The 18,679-nt window shown below is 56.8% G+C and carries 14 protein-coding genes; all 14 read right to left on the bottom strand.

Annotation, left to right across the window (positions count from 1 at the left end):
- Position 1 precedes the first annotated feature (1 nt).
- A complete protein-coding gene (gene traI / locus O1721_RS25270) occupies positions 2-5,242 on the bottom strand; it encodes a conjugative transfer relaxase/helicase TraI (protein WP_479953978.1) in 5,241 nt (1,746 codons plus the stop codon).
- Entirely contained in the window at positions 5,242-7,452 is a 2,211-nt protein-coding gene (gene traD / locus O1721_RS25265) for a type IV conjugative transfer system coupling protein TraD (protein WP_022652256.1), read from the bottom strand. The genes traI and traD overlap by 1 nt, the downstream gene beginning before the upstream one ends.
- A gap of 133 nt (positions 7,453-7,585) precedes the next feature.
- A complete protein-coding gene (locus tag O1721_RS25260) occupies positions 7,586-8,260 on the bottom strand; it encodes a tetratricopeptide repeat protein (RefSeq protein WP_008324909.1) in 675 nt (224 codons plus the stop codon).
- Between the two features lie 74 nt (positions 8,261-8,334).
- Entirely contained in the window at positions 8,335-8,766 is a 432-nt protein-coding gene (locus O1721_RS25255; RefSeq protein WP_008324118.1) for an entry exclusion protein, read from the bottom strand.
- Positions 8,767-8,787: 21 nt separating this feature from the next.
- Entirely contained in the window at positions 8,788-11,610 is a 2,823-nt protein-coding gene (gene traG / locus O1721_RS25250; RefSeq protein WP_008324119.1) for a conjugal transfer mating-pair stabilization protein TraG, read from the bottom strand.
- The gene (gene traH / locus O1721_RS25245; protein ID WP_016247527.1) at positions 11,610-12,980 is read right to left on the bottom strand and encodes a conjugal transfer pilus assembly protein TraH; all 1,371 of its coding nucleotides are present in this window, start codon (positions 12,978-12,980) and stop codon (positions 11,610-11,612) included. The genes traG and traH overlap by 1 nt, the downstream gene beginning before the upstream one ends.
- Positions 12,967-13,395 carry a hypothetical protein gene (locus tag O1721_RS25240; RefSeq protein ID WP_008324122.1) on the bottom strand — a complete coding sequence of 143 codons (429 nt, stop codon included), beginning with the start codon at positions 13,393-13,395 and terminating at the stop codon, positions 12,967-12,969. The genes traH and O1721_RS25240 overlap by 14 nt, the downstream gene beginning before the upstream one ends.
- Entirely contained in the window at positions 13,388-13,942 is a 555-nt protein-coding gene (gene trbB / locus O1721_RS25235) for a type-F conjugative transfer system pilin assembly thiol-disulfide isomerase TrbB (protein WP_008324125.1), read from the bottom strand. Before trbB ends, O1721_RS25240 begins: the two co-directional genes overlap by 8 nt.
- Positions 13,932-14,180 carry a type-F conjugative transfer system pilin chaperone TraQ gene (gene traQ, locus O1721_RS25230; protein ID WP_008324126.1) on the bottom strand — a complete coding sequence of 83 codons (249 nt, stop codon included), beginning with the start codon at positions 14,178-14,180 and terminating at the stop codon, positions 13,932-13,934. Before traQ ends, trbB begins: the two co-directional genes overlap by 11 nt.
- Positions 14,181-14,196: 16 nt before the next feature.
- Positions 14,197-14,946: a type-F conjugative transfer system pilin assembly protein TraF gene (traF, locus tag O1721_RS25225; RefSeq protein ID WP_008324127.1), complete on the bottom strand. Its 750-nt coding sequence runs from the start codon at positions 14,944-14,946 to the stop codon at positions 14,197-14,199.
- A gap of 30 nt (positions 14,947-14,976) precedes the next feature.
- On the bottom strand, positions 14,977-15,165 hold the full coding sequence (gene trbE / locus O1721_RS25220) for a conjugal transfer protein TrbE (protein ID WP_008324128.1): 189 nt from the start codon (positions 15,163-15,165) through the stop codon (positions 14,977-14,979).
- Between the two features lie 31 nt (positions 15,166-15,196).
- Positions 15,197-17,050, bottom strand: coding sequence for a type-F conjugative transfer system mating-pair stabilization protein TraN (gene traN / locus O1721_RS25215; RefSeq protein ID WP_022652255.1), 1,854 nt, complete (start codon positions 17,048-17,050; stop codon positions 15,197-15,199).
- Positions 17,047-17,676, bottom strand: coding sequence for a type-F conjugative transfer system pilin assembly protein TrbC (gene trbC, locus O1721_RS25210; RefSeq protein ID WP_008324130.1), 630 nt, complete (start codon positions 17,674-17,676; stop codon positions 17,047-17,049). The genes traN and trbC overlap by 4 nt, the downstream gene beginning before the upstream one ends.
- A gap of 16 nt (positions 17,677-17,692) precedes the next feature.
- Positions 17,693-18,679 carry a conjugal transfer pilus assembly protein TraU gene (gene traU, locus O1721_RS25205; protein ID WP_032160671.1) on the bottom strand — a complete coding sequence of 329 codons (987 nt, stop codon included), beginning with the start codon at positions 18,677-18,679 and terminating at the stop codon, positions 17,693-17,695.

The following is an 18,679-nucleotide window of genomic DNA, read 5'->3' as shown; positions in this document are numbered from 1 at the left end:
ATCAGTCGCCTCCCAGGGTCTTTTCACGCTCAAGGTCTCGCACCGTTTCGCGCTCCATCTGCTGCAGGCGGTCCCGCTGCACGCTCTCGCGCACCACCTGAGACACCGCCTCATCCCGGCGGCGTTCTTCCGGCGCATCCGGCAGCGTGAGGGGAGATGCCGGCGTTTCTTTTATCCGATCCATATCCCGCACCACATCCCGGACGGCGACGTCAGCCCCTCCGGCCGGCCTGTCGCCGCTGCGGGCCATCTCGCGGACCGCCTCTTCGGCACGCTTATCCAGCTCCCGCTGCACCTCAGCCTCCCGGGCCTGCTGTGCCAGCACCTCCGGCGGCACCGTTTCTGCGGGCTGCGTACCAGTGGCATCGGGCAGGCCGTCGGCCCAGACCCGACCGCCGGTAATGGCGCCGGGGTTCCACGGTCGCGCCTCGCCTTCGAGCCGCACCACCACGCCGCTCTGCGGATTCTCCCTCGCGAGCCGCACGCCCTCTTCCATATCCCGCGCCAGCAGCGACTCGCCGTTACGGCTGGCCTGCAGACCCGCAAACGCCGCGTCCCCGCTGCCCATCACCCGGCCTTCACCAGCGAGCCCCTTAAGCTGCCCGTCTCCGGACGTCAGGGCGCTCAGCCAGACGCCCGCCTTCCTGCCGTTGCGGTCGAAGGCCGGGAGCGCCACGTGCGGCTGCGGGTATTTACGCCCCGGCGAGATATATTTCGCCATCGAGCCCTCGGGCTGCAGCCCGGCCTGGCGCAGCGCGGCGCGACCGGCAGGCACCTCACCCAGCGCTTTTGCCGTCGCCGTCAGGCGGGCGGCATTCGCGACGGCGCGGTCGCCGCGCGGCTCCAGAATGTCATGCGCCGTACTTTTCGCCTGCGATTTTTCCATCGCGGCCACCCACTTATCCCGGTTGTCGGTATAGACCTGCGCGTGCTGCTTCATGCGGCTCAGCGCCACGTAGGCTGACTCGAAGCTCACCATCCGCTTACGTCCGCCGTCCGTACCCTGCAGGGAGATGGAGAAGGGCTCGCTCGTACCCTGTGAGCCTTCAACGGTGACGGCATAGGCCAGGTCGATGTGCTGCTCTGCCTGCTCGGCTGACGGCGTGAGCGTACGGGTCTGTTTCCCGTCCGACAGCGTGACGCTGTCACCTTTTATCTCACTGACCGACCAGACGCTGTTGGCCACGAAGCCCCGCTCGTTGTCGCTTTTCGAAAAGCGCATCCGGTCGCCTTCCGACACGGTAATGGTGTCCTGACGGTAGAGCGTGACGCCCTCTGTCGCCGCCTGCGCGGGCGACAGGCTGCGGGTGTTGCCCTGCGCATCCTTCAGCATCACCAGGTGCGCCTCCCCGTCCAGCGCCTCAATGCTGTAATAGGTGCTGTCCAGCAGAACCAGGCTGTCGCGGGATGCCTCCCACGTTGCCATGCGCCGCAGCTCCCCGTCGCGGATATTGGCAGGCGTGAGAACCGGCAGCGTGACCTCTTTTTCGCCCACCTCGCCGGCACCCTGACGGGCGTCATGAATCATGGCGTTCACCTGGCGGCGGTCGGCGTTCAGGGCGGTGATAACGATGGTCTGCGCCTGCGCCTCTGACGTGCGCCCCGTGTAGTCCTTCACGATGGCCTCCAGCAGCGTCGCGGGCTGCCCGCCGGGCATCAGGTCGCCGGCCGCCACGGCTTTCGCAATGGCCTCCTCCCGTTCGCGGCTGAACTCCATGACGGAGCTGTCCGGCTGCCAGGCATCCGCCCTGCGCGGCACCTGTGCCGGCACCACGCTCTCAATGGTCGTCAGGGCGCTGCCGATATCGCGGCTAATCAGGCTGTAGACGGCAGGTTTTAGTTCCGGCGTCTGGCGGACGATCTCCTGCATCACCGCCACGTCAATGGCGCTGCGCTTCTGCAGCAGGCGGAAGGGCTGGCCCGGGGCAATGGACTGCAGCTGGTCGGTATCCCCGCTGGAGACCGCGCGCCCCCCGCCCCCGGCAATCAGGCTGTACGCCTTCGCCATGTCGGCGTTACCGACCATTGAGCTTTCATCCACGAGAAACAGCACGTTGCTGAAGTCCGTTCGTTCGCCGCCGCGCAGCTGCTGCTGCGTGTCGTGAATAAAGGCCGCCAGCGTCTGCGTTTCAGGCACGCCCGCATCGCGCATCTCGCTCACCGCCCGGTGGGTGGGGGCCACGCCGATAACGCGCGGCTGCTCCCGTTCCGGCAGCGTGCCGATGGCCGACATGACTGCCCGGAACTGGGTGGTTTTACCCACCCCGGCGTAGCCCTGCACCAGGGTAAAGCGGTCGGGGGATTCAAGTATCATGCGCGTGGCGTTCCGCTGCCCGTCGGTCAGGCCCGCCAGCTGCGCGTCCGGAACCTTATCCATCAGCGGGGTGACGGCCTCCTTTCCCTCAAGGACGTGGCGGATAATGCTTTTTTCAGCGTTGTACGACTGGCGTGAGACCAGCAGCTGCAGGCCGTTTCCCGGCGATACCGGCACCGACAGCAGGTCGCCGCTGCGCACCTGACGGTCCGCTTCCTTTTCGATGGCCTGCAGGCTGAGGCTGTCCTGCTCAAATTCTTTCGCGGCGGCCATCAGTTGCGGCTTCGTGAACGCCAGGCCGTTCCCCTCCAGCACCGGAATGGCCAGATGGATAGCCTGCTGCTCCGGCGTGTGCAGACCGGCCTTCTGGTGCGCCAGGGCATCATCGAGCCTGTCATGCCCCGCCGCATCCTTAATCTGTTCGGACACGACGCTCCAGGCAGACTGACGCGACAGCTTCTCCGTCGTTTTCTGCGCCGTCTGCGCGGAATAGAGCCGCACCGCCCGGCCGCTGAGCGCCAGTTTGTTCAGCGTGGTGTTATCCAGCTCGCGCTGCGACAGCGAGGCAAAAACCGTGGCGCTGTCGCTCACCGAGCGGCCCGGCGACTCCACCCAGCCTTGAACCACCTTCGCGGCGGTAAACGGGCTGTCGCCGGCGGGCAGGACCACGTCCGCCTTACGCCCCGGCAGGCTGACGACGAGCCCCGCCTCCCCGAGCGCCTTAACGGTCACCGTATCGCCTCCCCTGAGCCGCGTCCCCTGCGCCTGACCCAGCACTGCCAGACGGTCGCCTTCGGCCACCTGCAGCGTGCCGGTGCGGTACAGCGACCAGCTGCTGTTGAGTTCAGACAGGCGGGTCACCCGCGTCTCACCCTGGGCGTTGCGCAGCGTCAGGCTGTTGTTGCGGCCCGTCACGCGGTCAATGACAAAGCGTTCCCGGCTGCGCTCTTCGGCATTCCAGCGCTCCATGACCATCCCCTCCCGGTAGTGGTCGCGCACCTGCTGATGGCGGCTGTCGAGCCAGACCGGCTCCAGCGTGGTGATACTGACCTCCCGCTCGCCCAGCACCTTTTCCGCCTTAAGCGCCTCGCGGACTACGCCTGCGAGCACCGCCTGCTCGCGCGGACCGGTGACCTGCGCCACGCTGTGTTCACCTGCGCGGACGCTTCGGGCAAAGTCAGCGGCCAGGCGGTCATACCGCTGCCGCCGGTCAGGCTCGCTGATAACCGAGACCTGCGTCTTCTCACCGCCCTGCCACGCGAGCGTGCTCACTCCCGCTTCCTTCATGACGGTGAGGGCGCTGCCGGTCCCGGTGCGCTGGCCGCTGTCGGCAATCAGCAGCTGGACGTTATGGCGCAGCGCACCGTCGAGCAGCGTGAGCGTTTCTTTCAGGGTCAGCTTCTCCCCCTGGTCCACAATCAGCGTGCTGCCGGGCGTAAAGGCCATGCCCTCCGTCAGCCCCCGCCTGTCGGTGATATGCTCGCCGCTGAGGCGCTCATCCTGCATAAGGGCGCTGCGCGAACGCCTGTCGGCGGCGATAATCTGCACGTCACGCCCCTGTTCGCGCGCCATCATCGTCAGCTCCGCCACGCGCTCACGCTGGCCGGCCGCCCCGCCCTGACCCGAAATGATCGCCACCGGCGGACGGTCCTGGGCCAGGACACTCACGGCATCGCTGTATGACCGGCTGCGGGGCACGCTTTTATCCGGAAAAATGTCGGCCTGCCCCGTCCGCTGTAAATCGCGGGTCATCGCCGACACCGACAGCTCATCCAGCACGTGGATGTTCGAGGTAAACAGCCCCTTCTCTTTATCCAGCGGGATGAGCTGCTCATTTTTTATCGCCGCATCGATGCCGTCACGCGCCATCTCCACCATGCCCGACCGCGCGGGCAGCTGCCCGAGGGTGGTGGCCAGCAGTTCGGAATACGTGAACCGCGCCCGCCGGTCGCTCAGCATCGCGATGGCCTGCCCGACGCTGCTGTTAATATCAATGGCTTCAGGCGTCGTTGCGGGAATATTCCCCTGCACAACCCGCAGGTCTGCCGCCTCACGGTAGGCTTTAATGTCAAACCCCGTCTCTTTCAGGGTATGCATCCACTCGGCCATGCGCTGTTCGGGGTCAACCTTCTGCTTCGACTGGCGGGTATCGAGCGCCGCCACGTCGCGGGACTTCAGGGACGCGTCATCCCCGACCGCCTCGCTGATGGTCCTGCTGCGGCTGGAATACGGCTCCGTCGGTACGCCCTTCAGCTCCCACATGCCGTGTTTGCCGACCGTCTCAGTCTCATAGCCCATCGCCGCGACGTCATCCTTCAGCGCGGCACGATACAGGCGGCCAAAGGCAATCTGGTTGGCGTAGATATTCTCAATAAACCCGGTTTTACCCACTTTGTCGCTGCTGAGCGTTCGCCACTCATCGCCATGCTGAGTGGCATTGGCCACCACCGCGTGGGTGTGCAGCTGCGGCTCCTGGTCGCGGCTGGTATCGTGGTTAAACAGCGCCATCACCAGGTTGCCGGTCAGCTGCGTCTCGCTCCTGCCCTCCGTCATAACCCGCGTGGAGGCCATTGCCTCTATCTGCTTAATGGCGGTCTCCACCGCGCGGTTGTGTGCCTCAATAAGACGCTTGTCGCCTCCCAGCATGGCCATCACGGAGACACTTTTGGGCGCAGAGAAGGTGAAGTCGTAGCCCGGACGGTGTTTGTTCGCCCCGTCCTGAGTCCGGCTGAGGTCGCTGCCGTCCGGCAGGCGTCCCTCCAGAACCTTCGTAAAGACCTTCTGGTCCACCCCGCCGCTGAGCCCCAGCGCTTCAGCCCCTTTTCCGGCCCAGCGCTCGCCCATACTACCGATAACGTAGTAGTTGTCCTTGTCGGTGTAATAATTGCCCGCGCTGCCGGCGGATTTTACCGATCCGATGCTCATCATCAGATGTATCCTCCCGGCTCAAGATCCTTTTCAGGCGCCCGGTGAACGTTGATGTTCACTTCTTCACGACGCTGCCTCTCCTGAGGAGACAGTTCGTCCTGCTCCGCCTGCCACGCCTCCCATGCCGCCATATCCACTACTTCACCGCTTTCACTGATGCCGGGCGGCAGCTGCTCTGCCTCTTCCGCCTTTGTCTTCAGCTCAGGCTCCACACCGCCGGCGCCTGCCGCACCTGCTACGGATGCCGCGTCTGCAGCGCGGGGCGCGGGCGTCAGTTGCTGTGGCTGCTGTGGCTGCTGTGGCTGCTGTGGCTGCTGTGGCTGCTGTGGCTGCTGTGGCTGCTGTGGCTGACCAACATTCTCCGCACCGCCCTCTGGCGCGACAACATCGGCATCCGGTTCAAAGAGCATGGCGATGCTGCGGGATTCATGTTCACGTGCAGCCAGCGCGGCATTCAGGCGTTCCTCCGCTTTCCCGTCGATGGTGCGCGGAATGAATTCCGGTGCCACCTTTGGACGCTGCTGATACTTCAGCGCCATTTTCACGGCAGGATAAGGTCCGGGAAGCGTGACGTAGCAGGAGAGATCCGGCAACGTCTGGACGTCGGAGTAACTCACCAGGGTGACGCGCTCCATGTCCTTGCCGACCGAGGTACCGTCGCGTACCGGGTCCACACCGTAGGAATACTGCTCGGACGCCTTGAGGATTTCTTTTTCACCGATTTCGCCAGCGGCGAACTCGGCGATATTGCGCGACGGCGAGCGGAAGAAGGCACGGGTGTTCAGCACGTCGAACAGCGTTTCCGCCGGCTTCTGCCCGTAAATATCTTCCAGCTGGGCGTAGGACTGAATGCCAATGACGTAGCAGCCGCCAAACTTACGCGCCTCCGGCAGGATCTCAACCAGGTCCGGCAGCTTGTGCAGGGTAGGCAGCTCGTCGGCGAAGATCCACACGCGGCGGTTACGGTTTTCCCCCATCGCCAGCAGCCCGCGAATGGCGATGGACAACCACATGGAGATAACCGGCTTGAGGGAAGCGTGGGTGTCAGCATTGGAGGAGATAAACAGCCAGCCGTTTTTACCATCCTCACGAACGCCGCGCATCCAGTCGCGTATGGTGAATGACTCGCCGTTATTTTCGATGCCCTGCAGGTAGCGGATAGCCTTGACGTAGTTGGTCAGCACGGCGCGGATGGAGATGGCCGTTTTCTCGATTTTCTCTTCCACCAGGTTCGCCGCCGGGGAGTTTTTCAGGTACGAGCGCAGCTTCTCAATCTTGATGGAAAGCAGCGTGTCGACCAGCTTGCTGTAGCTGCGGTCCTTGTCGTTGCGCATCAGATATGCGGCTTCGGCAAAGATGGTACGTCCCGACCCCTGCCAGAAGGGGTCTTCCTTCGTGCCCATAGGAATAAGCGTGTTGGAAACGTTGTCGAAGTCAGGCTGCGTCAGGCACTCCCGCCACAGGTCCCATGCAGCGCAGCGCGCATCCAGCGGGTTAAGGATTTTATCTGTGGCCGGATCATAGTAGCTTTTGACGAACTCACAGGAGCGGTCATACACGATGACCATATCGCCACGCTGGCGGGCGTAGTTCATCAGACGGCGGATAACTTCTGATTTACCGGCCCCGACGGTACCGTGCAGACAGAAGTTCTGGATCTCCGAGTCCTTAATAAGCGGCAGCTCACCGATTTTGATGTCGGATGCGAGACCGTCGCGCCTGAGCATTTTCGCCACCGCTTTCGGGTCGTCAGTCAGCTGGCGCCCTCCCGTTATCTCGTCCTCACTCTGCTGCTTACCCTGATGGCCCAGAATCCAGGTGGTGACAAAGAAGGTAATAACGCACACCACGGCCGCGATGATGGCAGCAAGAATAAAGGCCGTCCAGACCTGGTCGGCGCACCACTGGATATATTTGTCCTGCAGTATTTGCTGCGCGTTGTACTTCAGCTCATGGCCGTAATAACGGATGGTATAGACAGGCTGGGATTTAAAAATATCGCGCATGGGGGCCAGCGTCTGACACCAGTAATAAACCATGCCGTTCACGAACGTCTGCCAGGTCAGTTTAACCGACAGCGTAATCGCGACAATGATGCCGAAGAGAATGACGAGACAGTACACGATGATATTGGCAATTTGACTGAACATACGGATACGCATGCTCGCGATCTGACCGCCCTGGGTCATATCCTTAGCATTAAAACTCATATTAGCCTCATAGAGGTTGGTCTATATGTATAGCGACCATGATTTCAGAAAGCAATTGATTTAATGTCATCCGTTACAAAACACTAGGATGACATCATTTAACTAAAGGCGGGGAGATTATTAATAATGAATGTTATTTTTTAAGTAAATCACACGCTCCTGCATATCCATGTGAGCATGATTTTTTCAAATAGATATCTGCCATTCCAGAACCTGGAAATACACCATCACCTCTCATATAAGCCCCTGCCAAATTAAACTCAGCCTGTCCGTTATTTTTAATGGATGCTTTCTCCCACCAGATCACCGCCTCGTGCATATCCCTATTAACACACTCACCTGTAGAATACAGGTTTCCAATATTCAAATATGCCAACTCAAAATCTTTTTGAGCTGAGGAGTTAAGCAAATCCATTATTTTATCACAACGGGCATCTTTCAATAATCCATTTTTATAAAGCATTGCCAAGTCATTCTGAGCAGATGCATTCCCTGCATCTGCTGCCTTCCCCCACCAATAGCCTGCTTTTTTTATATTTTTATCAACACCTTGCCCATAATAATAGAGCAGACCTAGGTTATTTTGGGCATCTGAATTACCCTGAATCGCCGACTTATTAGTCCAATAAAAAGCTTTTTTATAATCACCAGATACGACCAAATACATTGCACCTAGCTTATATTGAGCTAATGCGTTTCCAGAATTCGCATCTTTTTTTAAGTTAGTGTAGTAGTCGTCGCTAGCCCTTACACTCAAGGTACACGACAGGAAAACAAAAACTCCCAACATCCCATAGAACACTCGCATTGTTTACCTCCATAAAACTAAATATTATATCCATACACAACCATGAAACTGACTATGAAATCCTACAACTCAATCTAACGCTTCCAACCCATTGGATAATTACTTTCCGGATTATAATTAACATTATCAAAGTCCACGGATTCAAAGTCATTATTTATAGAGTGGGCGCCATCTACCTTGTTTTTTTCAAGCCACTCTTTGATGCTTATACACCCGCTAACCTTATATAAATCCATCAATGTACCCACAATGAATACAAAAAAAGTAACAAGAGGAGGAGCCAGTGAACATATAGGCATTATCACATACCAAACTACCCTGTTGTATGTGTAGGGTTCAACACTGCCTTTATTCTTAGATATTTTATAAAACAAATAGATGAACAATCCTTGCCATAAGAGCACAGTTGCACCAATGAATACCACCTCCGTAACTAACCATCCAGCCAGATAACAAGCAATAGACTGAAACAACACTACCATGAATATCTGAAGCAGATTTCTCATCGCACCCTCTCTGGCATCCTGTTACTGCTTATGTTTATCTTGATATTTTTTTGCCTTCTTCATCAGTTCTTCAGGACTGTCAGCCCCCGGCACTCGTTCTTGAGACTCCTTTTCCTTATTATACGTATTCATTTGCGAAGATTGCTCTGAATTATGATGTTTTTGCAGATCAGAATACTGTTTATTTATGCTGCCTTCTTCATCGCGTATTCCTCCTTTAGTATCGGCTATATTCTCTCTCGATGTTGTGAGCATATTATCAACTTGGTCTTTTACATTATTCTGAATTCCGCTGTCCTGTGTACGTTGTTCGATAGTAGCCTGATGAGACTGGTGATCGGCACTAACATCGCTATTTCCACCGCCACCAGAAATGGCCCCCATACCATGGCCAACATTTCCTTTAGCTGCTGAATATGATGCATCAACGCTCGGTTGTACCTGCTCCTGAACAAATCCCCAAGCCAGTTCCCGACGTTTTCCTGCGATTTCTGCTGAGCTGGTATTAGTAAGCAATGTATCTGCATCTTGAGGTGCATGTTTACGGACATACTGGGCAAACTGCTGATTTAGATCCTCGCTCATTTGACCACTCATACTTTCTGTACGAGACGCCATTTCAGCATATTCATGGCTACGAGCCTGACTTGTGGTGTACTGATCATAGCTCTGTTTTGCTGAGTTCAACGATGCCGAAAGTTGATCTGCTCGGGAAGCCGCATTATTGTCCGTATGGCTCCCAGATTCACTGACTTTACGGCTAGTAAAGTAATCACTCGCCTCCTTAAAGTCCTGGGTTGCTTTAGCATCCATATCATGTCGAGCATCATGGCTAGCTCGAGAGCTATTTGTTGCTTGGTGCATATCGTCATCGGAAAAATCAACTCCCGCCTTAACTCCTGCCTGAAACCCTACCCCTCCTCCGGTACCCAGCACATTCAGCCCCATACTTCCTTTAGCATGTGCATCACCATACAATCCGAGTGACGCTCTGGTGCTCCTTGACGCTAACTCTTGAGTGGCCTGTTCATTACTAATATTATGCCCTTTCGCATAGCTTTCTACTGCGCTGCGCATCCTGCTGGCCATCATAGAATCCTGAGCACTCATAGTGCTGTCTGCGCCACTGGTCATTGAATTACTGCTACCACGGTTTGAGCCAAACTGACTAAGCGTATTCCATGCGCTACTCAAACTACTGTTATATCCATGCAATGCACTCTCTGACTGGGTTTGTGCCTCGCGGGCCATTGCCTGCTGTGCGGTTGCAATCTGACGAGTCATGTTGATACTCATAGGAATACGTGACGTAGCACCACTGGAATCTGTCACTACACTACCATCACGCATTTGCGTCGAACTGGCTCCGTTAGCCAACTGTTGGCTCATTTGTCCAAATACTGTTGAGCTATTGGTATTCCAGTTAAAACCACTCACATTTTCTGTCTGCATGTTAGCGTAAGAGTAGTTACCATCAACAGCACCAGAGGCAGCAGTGGCTGCAGGGCTGATAGCGGAAGAGGCCAGATGGCTGTAGAGATTTGAGAACCCCGCCCCCAGTCCCTTCAGCATTCCCCATGCCAGTGGCGGGATAAGCATCGACAGATAGCCTGCCGTGGTAGCGAGGTCTGAGTATTTTATCTGCACCTGTGACAACTCCGAGAGAACCACTGGTGAACCGTTGGCCTTCGCATAGAAGGTCATGCAGCTGTTGAGGATGGCGTAAAGCAGTGGCCAGCTCTGCACCCACATGATAGCCAGCACGTACCCCTTCAGCACATTAAGGGTGACGGCGTTAAACATCCCGCCCAGCACCATCAGGGGGAATATTCCGATGGTCAGACCGACAATCAACGTCTGAGACATAGGTAGTGAGCGTAATGCCACCTGACCGACCGTCGCATGCGCCAGCCGCTGCTTCTCCATCGATGACGTAGTGGCGATATTCAGCAGGCTTGAGGTGTCACCGTTGCGGGCTGCATAGCTCATGATGCCATTTCGCAAAGCGTTCATCGTCACATTCTGACGGACAATCGACGCGGCGCTCTGACCAGCACCATAGAAATAGTTATAGCTGTCCCCGATCATCTGGCTGAACAAAATGTCAGGATTCGGACGTCCGCCAAAAAGCTGACGCACGTAGTAACTCCATGTTTTTCCTCCGGTCTGAGTATCCAGGGCAAGCTTTGGCTTAATTACCGCAGCGGCTTCTTCACAGGTTAAAAACTGATTATTGTTGTTGAATACCCCCCTCAGCGGACTCGGCTTTGAGAAAATCAGCGTATACGGGTCTGCACTGTTCATTAGATCTTCCATGGTATATTTTCCGTTCAGGAAAATATCGCCCATCACGCAGTTCTGCACATAGTCCGTGAATATCGTAGTTATCTCTGGGTTCTGTGATAAAAAGTCCGTACTGCGTGAAACCAGATTCGCCCCAAATATCATGCCGGTTTTGCTGTAGGTGATGCTGTCGGGCTGTGAAAAGACCATTTCATACCCCTGAACAAGGGCATATCCGATTTTGGTGGTCAGCGATGCAGGCAGTGCCAGCCCGACGGGCACGTTATCGACTTTATAGACCTTTGTCTGATTACTGATATCGATTATTTGTACGGAGGTGCGAACACTGACCAGCAGCGACATCAGCACAATGACGCCTGCCCAGCCCAGCATATCCATGATGTTGTGCCGTCGTATCCACGAAATGGCTACAACCAGCACAGAGAAAGCCGTCGCAATACGCCGAATAACAACCCAGTTCTCCGTCGACATGAACGTGACGATGGCATTCAGCGTCTGCGTCAGCCAGTCGCCGCCCGCGATGACATAGATTTCCTGCATCAGCGCGCCCCCCCGAAGTGATAGTTGTTCTGGTAGCGCTGCAGCATGCGTGCCGAGACCTGCTGGCGCATGTAGCTCATCTGGCGGTCAACAACCAAAAGCGCATCCTGCTGTACCTGCACCTGTGCCTGGAAGGAGGCTATCTGCCGCGTGGCTTCGTTGAGGTTATTATTGATGCTGTCGATAACCGCCTGGTCATAGTTTCCCGTTGCCACCATTGCACGGGCCTGCTGGACCAGCTCCTGGATGTACTGGAGAAGAATGTCGTAGCCGATGTAATCGGTTAGCTGATAAACGAGGCTGTTAGAAACCCCCAGCATCTGTGGATCAACCAGGTACTTGAAGACCGGGATGGTAGTACTTGTGATAAATCCCTTCTCTTTCTCGGTTAACTTTAGATCGGCAACGGCTTTATTCTGAATGCTGGAAAGGATGTCTTTTATCTGATTTTTCAGTGCATTTTTCTGGCTGATCGTGACATTAGCATCGGCAACCACCTTCAGACATTTATCGCTGTCATTACAGTGATACACCCGTGCAGTCCCCCCCTCCATCATGGCCCGAATAAGGTCGCGATCGGTCGTTCTTGCCGGAAGCGGGGTTATATTACCCTTCTCATCAAAGACCATTGTTCCGGTCAGGGTCATGATGAACTCCTTAAGCTCTTTATTCCCGTCAAACATGCGGTTCTTTCCGAGCGCATTCCAGATGACATTGATATTCTTCGTTATGCGCTCTTTATCCTTATCACTGGCCTTATCACGGACCTTATCCATGCTTCCCCCCACCGTGCAGCCCTGGCGGGATGCCGCCCAGTCGGCAAACATGTTGCTCTCACCGGCAATGTCCTGGCAGACCTTCTGCTGGGAGACCTGAGTGCGCGGAAACAGACCGCCGACAATCCCCTGCGCCGCCTGGCAGGAGCTGAGGTTCATGCTGTTAATGTCGCTGGCCATCTTCTGCAGGAAGTCTTTAGCGGTCTTGATTTCCGGTACCGTGGTCTGCAGCGCCAGATCGAAGAAGTATCCGGCCGCATTGGACATAATCTGCTTGGCGAAACGCTGCAACTGATCGCTGTTAATAAAGCTGAAGGAGCCCAGATAGGCATCGATGCCGCCGCAGCCGGCGTTGATGTCGGGCAGCGTCATGGAGATAAGCTGGACGGTTTTCACCTGCGTGCGCGCGTAGAGTGAGCCGCCCGTGGCGTAGCCCGCGGCCTGGCCCTGCCAGACCTGTGGCTGGCTGGTGTTGGACGCAAAGCCCAGCTTATTAAAGAAGGTGTTCATGTCACTGTTCACGTCGGCACTCACGCTCGCTGAACACGCAAGAAGGAGGCCACACAGTATGGAGAGAGGTTTACGGACGAACATCGGCACCCTCCCGACTCGCCTGCAGGGCGAGTTTTCCCATTTTTCGTTTTAGTATGAACATTTGCCCTTTCGTATAAAGCGAGTTCAGGATTGCATAAACGCCACCTGCAACGGCAAGCCCGCCGCTCAGCGCGATAAATATCAGTGGAATGGCGTACATCAACACGTTCCACAAATCTTTCAGCTGCAGGTGACCGTCCCTGAGCCAGTCGCCGACGCAGGCATTGAAAACGTATGTCATAAAGACGCGCGACAGCACGCCGGCAATGAGCAAAATGCCCGCCCACTCAGCATAAACGCCGAACCGTGCGTCCTCTTTCCGTGCCCTGAGCGCGATTAACTCTGGCGTCGTAGCTCTCTGAAGCATTCCGGAGGTCATCATGTCGTGTTCCTCTGCATTGTTCTGATCAGCCATTGTTACCCACTCCACGCATCTGAAGGACCGTATCCATGCGGGCCATAAAGCCCTGTTCGTCGGTCGCGCCCTGCAGCAGGGGCAGGGCTTCAAGGGTGTTTACGTTGACGAGAAAGGTGGTTGGCGTGGCCACGGGCAGGTTAGGGAAAAAGGTTTTCATCACCTCCGGCGGCGCGGGCAACGCATCGGGAAAGGACGCATCCCCCTGACCGTCGATGGTGTAGGCCATCACCCCAAACCCCACCCGTGCCGACAGCGACTTCAGGACCGGATCAAACTGGTGGCAGTACGGGCAGTGTCCCTGCATAAACAGCACGACCTTCCAGTCGGCCAGATTGATCTGGCGGCCGTTGCTGAGGCGGTACCAGACCGGCGGCTTCGCCGGAAGTGGCTTAACTTCAGGGTCTTCCGGGGATGTTGGCAGAGATCCCGACGTTCGCGCCCCCTGTGGATGCCATAACGATTTGATCTCGTCCATTGTGGAAGCCTGTGTGGCCAGGCAGAGGGACATGAGCGCCACGGTAAACACGGTATGTCTAAGGTTCATGTCGGCATCCTCCGGCATCACGGGCCTTTTCGGCCTCACGGGCGGCATCAATCCAGCGGTTGATGATGCGGTAGCCCCCCCAGAGCGCCATCGATACGCCGATTATCTGCGCCAGAAGAATGGCCATCTCCGGCTCGCGCCGGACCAGGCGGGAAACAATGTGAAACCATATCCCGAGGCTCAGCACCCATAATCCGGGCACGTCGAACTCAGGCAGGCGAAAACGGAATTTGCGCATGCGAACTCTTCCTGTATTAAAAGTTGGGGGCAAAATCTGTGGAAACGTTGAGGAACTGCTTCGCCAGGTCATCCTGGCTGATAAAGCCATACGAGACGGGTTTGACCGCCCCGCTTTTAGGGTCGGCCAGCATCAGCGCCGGGAAGTAACGAATACCCAGCCGGCTGGCCTGTCCACCGTCCATTCGGGTATCCGGCAGGAGTGGATTCACGATACCGTCCACGGAAACCGGAATGACGCTGAGGTGATACGTTTCGCGGAAGTTTTTAATGACCTGAACCAGCTGGCCGTCGATCGGGTCCTGTCCGCGGTAGAAGAACATCACGCCATAGTGCTGAGCCAGCGTTTCAATGGCGCGGCGCTGGTCGGCAAAGTCCGCCGCCAGCTGGTTGCGCACGGTACCGTTGTAGTGGCTGTGCTGCAGGTTGTAGTCCAGTTCGGGGTGCTCGAGCATGGCTTTTTTGGCGCTCATCGAGAACAGCCCGGCCTGCTGCGTCCAGTAGTTCTGCAGGCGGAAGTAGCGGGTAAAGTTCTCCACGCCCGGATACAGAATGGCCTCGTACATGGCGCGCTTCGTGGCCTGCTGAAGCGTGGCAAGCTTCTCCATGATGTCCGGCGAGGCCTGCTGAGGCTGTGTTGAAGAGGATTTGTCGTCCTCCGGCGTTCTGCGCGTTTCGTTGTACCACTGCCAGCCGGCATCTTTTCCTGTGGCGGTAAAAACGCTGCCAAGAAGCAGCAGCGCTAACGCTGTCTTTCTCTTTTTCACTGGAACCTTCCTTATCCCGAAGCAGGTCGGTTATCGTTTGAAAAGCGGGTTTAACAGCCACGCCAGCAGAACTCCCGCCACGAAAAGCACAACCATCAGCGCCATAAAAAACACATCGATGCGGGTTGTTTCATCAACGATATTCCCGCGCCAGTAAAGCACCGGTGAGGCGACAATCAGGCTGATGATAAGGCGTCCAGTAAATCCTTTAATTTTCATGATGGAGAGTCCTGAGTGAGTGATGAGTGGCTTACTGTTTGTTCTTCAGTTGCGCGGCGATTTCCTCGCGGACGCGCTTCGTCAGGGTGTCGTTATCCGGGATTTTCTTGTTCTTTTGCAGATCGTCGAAAAAGTTTGAGAAGTCGAGTTTGTCGAACTTGATTTGTTGCAACTCAGTCTGGGTGATGCCGCGACAGTCCGGGCTGCTGGCCTTGCCAAAGCCGATGTGAAGCTGACCGTTACGTCCCTGCTGCTGCACAATCTGGGCAAGCTTTGAGTCAAACTGACAGTAGCTGCGCTTCTTCTCGAGACAGACGCCGAGCACTTTTTTTGAACAGAACTCACCGATACTGACCGTGAGCTTATTCTCTTTGGCCTTGCCCAGCGCTTTCTCCTCGCTGCTGCACCTGGCAAGCCCGACGTCCTGGCCCCAGCCGCCGTCCTTACAGCAGCTGCTGAAGCCTGCCGCAAACTTCTTGCAGAACTTCGCGCTGCCGGTAAAGGCGCGTACGTTAACGCTGTTAATGGCTGCCACGTCCTTGCCCGCAGCGGCCAGCGCGGCGAGTGCCGAAACGACAGGTGCAAAATCGTTGTTTTTACCGTTCTGCGCCCGCTCACAGTCACCATCGAGACAGAAGGTGTCGCCGCCACATATCATCACCTGGCCGGAAGTACGTGTTTCACAGGAGTACGTCGCGTATTCATGCAGGCAGCCGCTGCCGTCTTCTGCCGTGAAGGCGCAGGTGCGTGAGGCAAGCGTACAGGCCGGATTGTTCATGTAGGTTTTGCAGGTGCCATTGTCAGCAGCCTGGGTCATATACGTGTCTTTGTACTTCCAGCAAGCCTGCGTGACCGGGTATGACACGCCGTCAACCACCACCGTTTTTGTGCTCCCCGGCTCAATACATTCCGTCTTTTTGAGCGTACCTTCGCTCTTGCTGAACGGGCAGGATTCGTTCCAGACCACGTCTGGTACCCATTTTTTGGCGGGAATTTCAATCTGGAGCGTAACGGTGAAGCTGTAGCGCATATTGCTGTGCTTCCAGATTGAATCTGTAGTGGGATTGTTTCTCCTGGTACGAATGGAAAACACCATCCCTGCGCCTTTCTTCAGCTGCATGCCGCTACTCAGCGCCAGGCTACCGGTATCGTTATCCATGGAAATCAACCCGAAAGGCGTGGTTACTCGCATAAACCAGTTAGGATTACTGAACGCCAGACGTTTATTCCAGGAATAGGTGGCTGTTGCAGCAACAACCTTCCCTGTCACCGGCGCAGTCCATGTTCCTGTGTATCCCGCTTCGGAGGAAGCAAACGAAATATTCTGAGACTGGATAACAATCTGTTTTGTTTCAGATGTATCTTCATAGTGGCCGGTAATGCTGGCCGTGCGCGTACAGGCCTGCTCAACCAGCAGGTCGCGCTCACAGGTATAGTTGGTGAACTCACTGCGGCTGATATTCTGCGCTTCGCACTGCGTCTGCCCCGTTTTGCCGATGATGGTATCAGCGCGGGACTGGACATCCTGGCTGGCCTTAATAAACGGCGCGTCGGGCGAAATGGGCTCCTTCGGGTTGTTAACAAACGAGTCGGTGACGGCTTTTGTAGCCTCATTAGTAGTCCAGCCCGTGGTACCGTCCGCTTTCAGCGCACCATCACCGGTCGCCGTCACACCGCCATAGTACTTTTTCTCACCGGGTGAGGCGGTATAGTTGGGGATAGACGCTGAGGGGTTAAAGTTTTTCAGGCTGCTCTCACCCTGCCCCTGTACCTGACGGGCAAAATCAGCCCCCGCCCTGTACTGCGCGTCAGCATCGGCAAATGCATTCACGCTTGCCATCGTGGTGGCAATGGCCAGCACCGACATCAGTATTGCTCTTTTCATCGGGCATCTCCTTTATTAAGCAGCTGTTGCGCCTCATCCCTGCACTCGCCCTTCCCCACCACCTTTTCCAGCGCCTGCTTCAGATGAAGATTGCCGCGAATCACGTCGTGGCCCGCCTCGCAGTACACCACCAGGGACGGCACGCTGGTGATCCCGTACTCACGAAAGCGGGTCGGGTCGATGGCGACGCCGCTGGCTGAGCCGTCCTGAACAAGCGCCATCACGGCGGTTGCCGTCGTTTTCATGTCGTTGTTGACCATACCCCGCAGGGTGGCGGGAATATCGTAGCGGCGGGCCTCGGTCAGCATGCGCTTAAGCCCCGCCTGCGGGATGGCAAAGGAGACGAAATACAGGGCACCGTGCGTGGGTTTATCCTGCTGGTCCTCGCGCTGGCGCTGTTTCAGCTCCCCGATAAAGCGGGCGTCGTCTGCTGAAAGAGGGTTCTGGCGCACCTGCTGCTCCAGCATCTGGCGCAGCGGCGCGTTGTCCTGCCCCCTCAGCTGCTGGCTGAAAGACTCCTGCTGACGAATAAACTCGCGGTTCGCCTCATCAGCCCCTGACGCCAGCGCAGTGCAACAGTATGCTGACAGCAGCAGCGCCGCCGTCAGACCGGACAGAGTTTTCATGGAAGTTTCCTTTTTCTCAGAGGAAGACGCAGTTGCGCTTGCGCCAGAGAAGATAGCCGTAGTTTTTCTTCGTGTTCGGCGGGTTACGCCCCGTTTCCCAGCGCATGACCGTTCGGCCGAAGGGATGGCACTGCGCCACGTCCGGATACATATTCACCATCTGATAGCGCCAGCGCGTTTTGGGAATAATGGGTGACGGATACTCGAAGCAGACCTTTTTATCCTCCCCGACGCTCTCCATTATCTGACCCTGACGGTGCAGCTTGAACGCCATGCGCTCGCTGACCAGAACGGAAGACTGCAGGGGGCTGGACTCATTGCTCACCCAGCCGTTAAAGGGATACATTGACCCCTGCGATCCGGCACACCAGAACAGCGCGTCAACCGACGTTTTTGCTGCACTGGCCACCGCGTCGGCCGCACATGCGCCCTGCGCGATGGGGTTGGCAAAAATGACCGCCTCCGGATTCAGAATGGAGGTCAGGGCGCTGTCCCCCCATGTCGGGTCGATTTCAGACAGGTATCCGATATCCAGATCGCCGCCCTGCAGACACCCGAGGGAGGTGATGATATTGAGCCAGTACGTCAGCGGATATTTGTACCAGTGCACGTGGTAGAACGCGCCATTGACCTGTTTGTCATCTTTTTTGGCGGCGCCCATCCCCATTTTCCCGAGATTAACGGTGAATCCGCCGAGGTTCACCATGCAGCCCGGAGAACGTGCCACATCGGTCATGGCCATCGGCTCCCAGTACCCTATTGCCAGGCCAACGCGCTGAAATACCGGCGGTGGCATGGGACAAAACTGTATCGGGCTACCGGGATTGGACGTGTCCGGTAAATCCCCGCCCGTGACTTTTGTGCTGCCGAGCGACAGGGGGAACATGCAGCGCCAGCAGATATCAGTGATCGGATTGACGAAGCGCCCTTCGCAGGCGGCGTCCGCCGCTGCCATGTGGCTGTTACCCCACAGAAGCAGCCCGAACAGAGAGACGGTCAGCAT

Source organism: Enterobacter cloacae complex sp. HYC033_NIDB (genome assembly GCF_056673335.1).
The sequence above is the reverse complement of the archived record's forward strand: the minus strand, read 5'-3'. Positions and strand labels throughout refer to the sequence as shown.